The 8,207-nt window shown below is 71.2% G+C and carries 7 protein-coding genes; 4 read left to right on the top strand and 3 right to left on the bottom strand.

The features are described 5' to 3' along the window. Positions 1–182: 182 nt before the first annotated feature. The 3 genes from AOK24_RS36260 to AOK24_RS36250 are packed head-to-tail and all read right to left on the bottom strand — an operon-like array spanning position 183 to position 3,374. The gene (locus AOK24_RS36260; protein WP_055724214.1) at positions 183–1,043 is read right to left on the bottom strand and encodes a carbohydrate ABC transporter permease; all 861 of its coding nucleotides are present in this window, start codon (positions 1,041–1,043) and stop codon (positions 183–185) included. Then, entirely contained in the window at positions 1,040–1,987 is a 948-nt protein-coding gene (locus AOK24_RS36255; protein ID WP_055724213.1) for a carbohydrate ABC transporter permease, read from the bottom strand. The genes AOK24_RS36260 and AOK24_RS36255 overlap by 4 nt, the downstream gene beginning before the upstream one ends. Before the next feature lie 28 nt (positions 1,988–2,015). Next, a complete protein-coding gene (locus tag AOK24_RS36250; RefSeq protein WP_055724212.1) occupies positions 2,016–3,374 on the bottom strand; it encodes an extracellular solute-binding protein in 1,359 nt (452 codons plus the stop codon). A 202-nt stretch (positions 3,375–3,576) separates the two neighbouring features. Here AOK24_RS36250 and AOK24_RS51595 point away from each other — a divergent pair, with 202 nt between their 5' ends. The 4 genes from AOK24_RS51595 (at position 3,577) to AOK24_RS36230 (ending at position 8,199) form a co-directional block, all read left to right on the top strand. Then, positions 3,577–4,749 carry a M23 family metallopeptidase gene (locus tag AOK24_RS51595; RefSeq protein WP_055724211.1) on the top strand — a complete coding sequence of 391 codons (1,173 nt, stop codon included), beginning with the start codon at positions 3,577–3,579 and terminating at the stop codon, positions 4,747–4,749. A 140-nt stretch (positions 4,750–4,889) separates the two neighbouring features. Continuing rightward, positions 4,890–5,462 carry a toxin-antitoxin system, toxin component family protein gene (locus AOK24_RS36240; RefSeq protein WP_107104128.1) on the top strand — a complete coding sequence of 191 codons (573 nt, stop codon included), beginning with the start codon at positions 4,890–4,892 and terminating at the stop codon, positions 5,460–5,462. Then, positions 5,459–6,820 carry a hypothetical protein gene (locus AOK24_RS36235; RefSeq protein ID WP_055724210.1) on the top strand — a complete coding sequence of 454 codons (1,362 nt, stop codon included), beginning with the start codon at positions 5,459–5,461 and terminating at the stop codon, positions 6,818–6,820. The genes AOK24_RS36240 and AOK24_RS36235 overlap by 4 nt, the downstream gene beginning before the upstream one ends. Next, the gene (locus AOK24_RS36230) at positions 6,817–8,199 is read left to right on the top strand and encodes an FAD-dependent oxidoreductase (RefSeq protein WP_055724209.1); all 1,383 of its coding nucleotides are present in this window, start codon (positions 6,817–6,819) and stop codon (positions 8,197–8,199) included. Before AOK24_RS36235 ends, AOK24_RS36230 begins: the two co-directional genes overlap by 4 nt. Positions 8,200–8,207: the final 8 nt, after the last annotated feature.

The raw sequence follows: 8,207 nt of genomic DNA, 5'->3' as shown, positions 1-8,207 counted from the left end.
GACGGTGGGGTCGTGGATGATCTGCTGGCCGGTGATGGGCTGGGGGTCGGGGTAGACGGGGGCGGCGCTCGCCGTCGTAGGGGTGGCACGCGGCGTAGCGGTGGCGCTCGTCGTCGTGGCGGTGAAGGCGAGCAGCGCGGCGGCCAGGAGTGTCGCCATCCTCAGGCGCATGGGGGTCCTTCTCACTGTCCGGCCAGACCGGTGTGGGCGACGCCGCGCACGATCTGGCTCTGGAAGAAGACGAAGACGATGATCAGCGGCAGTCCGGCGATGAGGCCGCCGGCCATGAGCTGCGGCCAGACGATGCCGAACGCGTTCTGGACGGTGGCGATGCCGTTCGGCATGGTCATCAGGTCGGGGTTGTTCGTCACCATGTACGGCCACAGGAAGTTGTTCCAGGACGCGATGAACGTGAAGATGCCGACCGCCGACAGGGACGGCTTGGACAGCGGCAGCACGATCGTGAAGAAGATCCGCCAGCGCCCGGCGCCGTCGATGAACGCCGCCTCCTCCAACTCCCGTGGCAGGGACTGGAAGAACTTGTACAGGATGTAGACCATCGCGGCCGGCGCGCACTGCGGGAGGATCATCCCCCAGTACGTGTCGACCATGCCGAGGGACTGGACGGTCGTGAAGAGCGGCACGCCGAGGATCGCCGGGGAGAACATCAGGCCGGCCATGGTGAGCGCCAACAGGGCTGATTTTCCCCGGAATTCGGTGCGGGCGAAGCCGTATCCGGCGAGGGCGGAGACGATCAGGACGATGACGGTGACGCAGACCGACACCACCACCGAGTTCACGAACCAGTTGGGGATGTTGCCGGCCTCGATGACCGCCTTCCAGGACTCCAGGGTGAAGTCCTTCGGGATCCAGTGGGGTGCGGCGACCGACTCCTCGGTGGTCTTGAGGGACGTCGACAGCGCCCAGGCGAGGGGTGCGAGCCAGATCAGGGAGAGGCCGGCCGCGACGGCGGTCAGCGCGATCTGTCCGGGCGTCCAGGTGCTACGGGGCTTGCGGAGCACGGGAGTTGGCGTGTCGCTCATCGGGTGCCCGCCTCCTCTCGGTTGCGCAGCAGCCACATCCGGCCGAGTGCGACGGCCGCGACGATGACGAACAGGACCATGGAGATCGCCGAGGCGTATCCCACGCGGTAGTTGGTGAAGCCCTCTTCGAGGGTGTACTGCACGAACGTGCGCGTCGATTCCTCCGGGCCCGGGGTGAACTGGTACATGACCACCACCTGGTCGAACACCTGGAGCGAGGCGAGGACTTGGAGCGAGACGACGAGCCCGGTGATGTTCCTGAGGCTCGGGACGGTGATGTACAGCAGCCGCTTGAAGGCGTTCGCGCCGTCCAACTCGGCGGCCTCGTACAGGTGTTGGGGTACCGCCTGGAGCGCGGCCAGGTAGAGGAGGAAGGAGAAGCCGACCGTCCACCACAGGGTGGCGATCACGACCGCGAGCATCGCCGTCGACTTCTGGGTGAGCCAGGGGGTGTCGAGGCCGAGGACGTGGTTGACCATGCCGTTCGTCGGCTGGAACAGCCACCACCACAGGTTGCCGATGACCGCCGAGGGCAGCAGGAACGGGGCGAAGAAGCACAGCCGCCACACCCACTTGAAGTGCGCGGCGTGGTGCGCGATCAGGGCCATCAGGAGCGCTACGACAACGATGGCGGGGACCACGTACAGGGTGAACTCGACGCTGTGCCACAGCGAGGACCAGACGAGGGAATCCCCCAGCGCCTCACGGTAGTTGGCGAGTCCGACGAAGCTCGTGCGGTCGCCGGAGATGTTCGCGTCGGTGAGGCTGAGATAGAGGCCGCGCACGACCGGCAGCAGCACGAACAGGCCGTACAGGACGAAGAAGGGGGCGACGAACCAGCCGCCGTGCTGGAAGCGGCGGCCCCAGCGGGCCCTGGCCGAGTCGGCGGCGGTGGCGGTACGGGGGCGCGCGGCGCGGGCGCCGAGGACTCCGGTGCTGCTCATGCGTCAACTCCCTTGCGGTATACGGCTCTCACGCGCCCTCCCCCTTCGCCTCCTGCGCGGCGGTCAGTCCGTCCATCGGGTTCTTCGACTCCAGCAGCTTCTCCAGCGCGCTCTTCATGCGGCGGGCGGCGTCGGCGGGCTTCGTGGAGCCGAGGTTGGAGGCGGCGATGATCGGGCCGACCTTGTTGGCCAGGACGCCGGTCGACCCCGCGAACCAGATGTGCGGCTCGGTCGCCGGGTGGTCCATCGCGGGCCGGGAGTACTCGTTCTGCGGACTGAGCTTGAGGTACTCCGGATCCCTGAACGTCGGGAGATAGGCGGGGACATGGCCGCCGCCCGCCCAGGCGGTGGCGTGTTTCACGAGGTACGCGGCGAGCCGGTGCGCCCCGTCGTTCGCGGCGCCGCCCCGGTCGGACTGGTGGGGCAGGACGAAGGAGTGCGACTCGACGTGTGTGGCGGGCCTGCCGAAGACGGGCGGCAGGGGCTGCGCCCCGAACTCGACCTTGGCGCTCCCGTAGTACGGCACGGACCAGTTGCCCTCCCACGCGAACGGCGACCCGGCGATGAACGCCTCGCCGTCCGAGGCGCCGACGGTGACGTACCCGTCGGTGACGTGCTTGCGGAGGAACTCCAGTACCTCGGTGGCCTTTTCGGTGTCGAAGACGGTGTCGGTGCGCGCGTCGTCGAAGTAACTCCCGCCGAGCTGCTGGTAGAAGGCGACGAAGAACCACCAGGAGAAGTTCTGGTCGTTGGCGTGCAGCCCGAGGGTCTGTACGCCGGGCTCGAGCTGTTTCCTGGCCGCTTTGAGGACGTCGAACCAGGCGTCGACCGAAGTCGCCTCCGGCAGGCGGTCGTTGGCGTCGAGGAGCCCGGCCTTGCGGCAGACGTCCTTGCGGTAGAAGTTGAGCTGCGCGTGGATGTCGAGCGGCAGGGCGTACAACTCGCCGCCGACGAGGCCGCGTTGCCACAGCACCGGGTTGAAGTCGGCTTCTTTCACGCCGTACTTGGTGAGGAGGTTCATGTCCCAGGGGTCGAGCAGCCGGCCCGGTGCGAAGCCGGGGACCCGGCCCTGGTGCATGATCCCGAGGTCGGGCGCCCGGTTGCCGGCGGCGGCCATGGCGAGCTTGGTGTAGTAGGGGCCGCCCCAGGAGAGGGTGGAGTCCTTGACGTCGACGCCGGGGTTGGCCTTGCGGAAAGCGTCGACCATGGCGACCATGTTGCCGCCGTCGCCCCCTTGGAAGAGGTTCCAGTAGCGCACGCGCGTCCGTGAGCCGGAGGCGAGTGCGTCGGCTCCGCTGCCGAGCGCGGCGAAGCCGAAGCTGCCCGCGACCACGAGGCCGCCGGCCGCTGCGAGAAGGTGCCTGCGATTCAGGTCAGGTCGTCCCATTGCCTGCCCTTGCTCTTCGAGTCCCGTTTATTTTGTCCGAAATATCGAATAATGCTCGTAACTTCGAACAGGGACCGTAGGTTCACTTCCGTCTCACGTCAATGGGTGCGACGCGACTCGCACCGAACGTGAACACCGGGAGGAAACCTCGCCACCTCGTTGATCGTCTTGCAGGTCCCCCGGTTCAGAGAGGACCCCCACGATGCCCGACCTCCCCCCGGAAGCCGCGGCCCTGGCCCGCTTCCTCACGGCACCCCCGGCCGACCGGCCCGCGCTGGCCCCGACCGTGGCCGAGGCGGTCGGCGCCGAGCGGCTGGAGGAGGTCGTCCAGGCCACCCTGGAGCGGATCGGCGGCTTCGAGGCCGTCGAGGACAGCCCCGACGGCCTGCTCCTGCGCGGCGGCGGCCCGGACCGGGTCCGGGCCTGGGCGGCGACCACACCCGACGGCGAGCTGACCGGCCTGCTCTTCGAACACGCCCCCTACGCCCCGGCCCGCCAGGTACGACGCCTGCCCGCACCCCTGACCTGGGCGTTTCTCCTCTCCCCGGTCGCCCTGTGGATCGTCCTGCCGCTCTGGGGCGCCGACGACCGCCTCACCTGGCTCGGCGACCTGTGCGTCCTCGCCGCGCTCCTCGTCCTCGCCGGCGGCTGGGGAGCCCCCGCCCAGCAGCCGCGCACCCCGCGCCGGCTCGCCGTCACGGCGGCCGTCGCCACCGCCCTCGCCTCCGCCGTACGCCTGCCGGACCTGCCCACGGGTAGTCCTGGAGTACCCCTGGTCCTGGGTACGGGCCTCCTGCTCGGCGCCGTGGCTCTGGTGACGTACGCGCGCCGCTACCGCTGGGGTATGAGCCTGTCGAGGCCGCTGCGCTTCCCGCTGGACGGCACCTGGTACGTCCTCCAGGGCGGCGGCGCGCTGATCAACCACCACGCGCGGGTCCCCGAGCAGCGCGGCGCCGTCGACCTCGTCGGCCTCGGCCCGCTCGGCACCCGTACCGGGCCCGGTCGCGACGCGTCCGCGTACGCCGCGTACGGGCGGGCCGTGCACGCCCCCTGCGACGGCCGGGTGGTCTCCGCGGCCGGCGCGGTCGGCGACCAGCGGCCCGGCGAGATCCGCTATCAGCCCCTGTACGGCAACCATGTGTTCCTCGACACCGGGCACGAGATCGTCAAACTCGCCCACCTGCGCCCCGGTTCGGTCACCGTGCGCCCCGGCGACATCGTCCGCACCGGTCAACTCCTGGGCGAGGTCGGCAACTCGGGCAACACGACCGAGCCGCACCTCCACCTGCACGCCGAGCGCGACGGCGTCGGCCTGGACCTGGTCTTCACGGATGTCCCTGGTCGGCTGTACCGGGGGCGGACGATCCGCCGGTAGGGCCGCGCGACCGCCGGTGGGGGGGTGCCCGATCCGCCGGTGGGGGCGGACGTCGATTTCCACCGCTCCCTCATGACGCGGACACATCCACCCGCGTAGTCTCGGACCGGCTGCCGCAGGGCAGTCAGAAGGGGGCACCGATGGACATCGCGGGCTCGGCCCGGTTCACCTCCGCGCTGCGGCGGGCGAGGACCGGCTCGGCCATGCGCGGGCTCACCTCCGACCTGCTGGAGGGGCTCGGCCGGCGCGACCGACGCCCGTCCGGCGCACGGGAGTTGTGCCACGCGCTGTGCGAGGAGATGACCGCGCGGCGGGGCGGGCGGCGGGTCGAGGTCCGGTTCGAGCGCTTCCCCGACGAGATCGACGTGACCGGACTGTGGGTGGAGTTCCAGGACTCCGACCTGGTCATCGTCGAGGAGCGGGCCGAGGAGGTGCAGCAACTCGTCATCCTGGGGCACGAGTTGTGGCACTTGCACGCCCGGCACCGGCATCGGCACGCCGCCGTGGACGCGCTGTCCGGCTGGGAGGGCGTCCCCCTGACGGCCGCCGCCCGGGACGGCTCCCGCAAGGTCGACGAGGCCGAGGCCGACGACTTCGGCCACCGGCTCGCCGCCGCCGTACGCCCCTATCTGCGCCCGGAGAACGGCGAGTTGGTGCCCGGCACCGCCCAACGGCTGCTCGGGTACCCCGGGTTCGGGGGCCGGAGCCGATGAGGGTCGATCCGGTCGCGGTCTCCTTCTGGGTGCCGACCGTCATGCTGTGCGCGGCGCTCGCCATCAAGCTGCCGACGATCGTACGGCTGTGGCGCGACCCCCTGCTGCGCGCGGTCGGCGGTCTGCTGCTGCTCGCCTGCGCGGTGTTCGTGTTCGTGGCGCCGTCGACGATCCGCTGGACGAACCGCGTCACGGGCGTGCCCAACATCTCGGCGCCGTGGTGCTATTCGCTGCTCACCGCGTTCGCCGGTTCGTGTCTGCTGCTCATCATCGCCTGGCGCAACGGCCTTTCGGACCTGACGCCCTCGACGCGGCGCGCCATGCGGTGGGTGATCGGCGTCTACTCGGGGGTCATCGCCGCGCTGTGGGTGCTGTTCCTCCTCGCGGACGTGCCCGTCGAGCGGGTCCGCGACCTGGACACGTACTACGCCAACACCCCTTTCATGCGGGAGGAGATCGTCCTCTACCTCCTCGCGCACTGCGTCGCCGTCCTGGTCACGAGCCGGCTCATCTGGAACTGGGTGCGCACCGAGGGCCTCGACGCGTGGCTGCGCTCGGGGCTGGTGTTCCTGGTCATCGGCTACGCCCTCAACCTGGTCTTCGACGCCCTCAAAATCGCGGCGGTCGTGGCCCGTTGGACCGGCAACGACCTGGACCGGCTGAGTACGACGGTGGCGCCGCTCGTCGCGTGCCTGTCTGCGGTGCTGGTCGCCCTCGGCTTCATCCTCCCGCACACCGGCCAATACCTGGGCGAACGCTGGCTGTTGCACCGCACTCGCATCGAACTGCGCCCGCTGTACGTGCTGTTGAAGCGGGCACAGGGGTCCGGCGTCCCGTTCACCCTGCGCGCGGGCGCCGAACTGCGCCTGATCCGGCGGGAGACGTTCATCCGGGACGTCCTGCTCACGCTGACCCGCCGCCTGGACGGGGCCCGGGCGGGCCGCGCCTACGAGGCGGCTGTGGCGCTGGGGCACCCCGTCGAGCGGGCCCGCGCGCTGGCCGCGGCCGTCGCGATCGAGGACGCGGTGGCCCGCCCGGCGGACGCCGCGTGGTCCGACGCCGCCGACCATCCCGACCCGACCGGCCTGCTCCAGACCATCCTCGACGTCTCCCGCGCGCTGCGCCGGCCGGACGAGGTCGCCGCGGTGCGCGCTGCGGCCCGTCGGACCCGCGGTGCTCAGGAGCCCGCCGCGCCGGAAGCCTTCGGCTCCGCTGCCGGTCAAGAGCCCGCCGCCGCCCGGACGCCGGCCGCTCCTCAAGAAGCCGCCGCCCGGGAAGCCGCCGCCGATCCTCAACAACCCACCTCCGCCCGGAAACCCGCTGTCTCCGGGAAGCCCGCAGAAAGCAACCGCCCATGACCCGCACCGCCGTAGTCCTGGGCGGCTCGCTCGCCGGGCTTCTCGCAGCCCGCGCCCTCGCCGAGACGGCGACGGAAGTCACCGTCGTGGAAAGGGACTTGCTCCCCGACGGCGCCGCTCCCCGCAAGGGCCTCCCGCAGGCGCGCCACGCCCACCAGCTCTGGTCCGGCGGCGCCCGCGCCCTCACCGACCTGGTCCCCGGCATCGCCTCCCGCCTCGCCGAGGCAGGCGTACGGCGCCACCCGGTGACCGCCGACATGGTGGTCCTCTCCCCGCACGGCTGGTACCGCCGCTGGCCGGAGTCCCATCACATGCTGCTGGCGAGCCGGGATCTCCTGGACGCGACGGTCCGCGAGGCGGTCCTCGCCCACCCGCGCATCCAACTCCTCCAGGAGACGGAGGTGTTGGGGCCGACGGGGACACGGCGGGCGGTCACCGGCGTCAGGGTCCGCCACCGGGACGGCACCGAACGGACCCTGGAAGCGGCCCTGTTCGTGGACGCGACCGGCCGGGCCTCCCGAACTCCCCACTGGTTCAAGGAACTCGGCCTCCCCGAACCGCAGCGCCGCGAGGTCGACTCCGGTGTCGCCTACGCCACCCGCCTCTTCCGCGCGCCCGAGGCCGCGCACGGGCCGTTCCCCGTGGTCAACGTCCAGCCCGACCCGCGCACCCGCGCACCCGGCAGGGGCGGGGTCCTGCTCCCCATCGAGAACGGCACCTGGCTCATCACCCTGTTCGGCAGCCGGGGCGCCGAACCCAGCGCGGACACCGAGGAGTTCAGCGCCTACGCCCGTACGCTGCGGCACCCCGTCATGGCCGACCTCATCGCGCGAGCGACCCCGCTGACCGACGCCTCCTTCACCCGGACCACCACCAACCGGCGCTTCTACTACGAACGTTCACGGGTCTGGCCGGACAACTACGCCGTGCTGGGGGACGCGTTGTGCGCCCTCAACCCGATCTACGGTCACGGCATGTCGGTGGCCGCGCAACAGGCCGTGATCCTGCGGGATGTGACACGCCGTCACAGTCTGGGCGCGCCGGGACTGTCCCGTCGGATCCAGAAGGCGGTGTCCCGCCCGGCGTCGGCGGCCTGGGACCTGGCCCTCGGCATGGACGTCTTCTACCCCGGCGCCACGAAGGCGGGGCCCACCCTCAGGGACCGCGTCCTCGCGGCGTACGTGGGCCGGCTGCTCCACACGGCGACGGGCAACGGGAGGATCGCCCGGGCGGTCACCGACGTGACCGCGCTGGAGCGAGGGGGCCATGTCCTGCTGGCCCCCTCGGTGCTGCTGGCCGCCGCGCTCGGCCCACTCCAACCACCGCTGACGGACGCGCCGTTGACGACGGAGGAGCGGAAGCGGGCGGGGTTGGAGTAGCGGGGGCC

Origin of the sequence: Streptomyces niveiscabiei, from assembly GCF_001419795.1 — a bacterium.
Classification (GTDB): Bacteria; Actinomycetota; Actinomycetes; order Streptomycetales; family Streptomycetaceae; genus Streptomyces; species Streptomyces niveiscabiei.
This window is presented reverse-complemented; position numbering and strand designations above follow the sequence as displayed.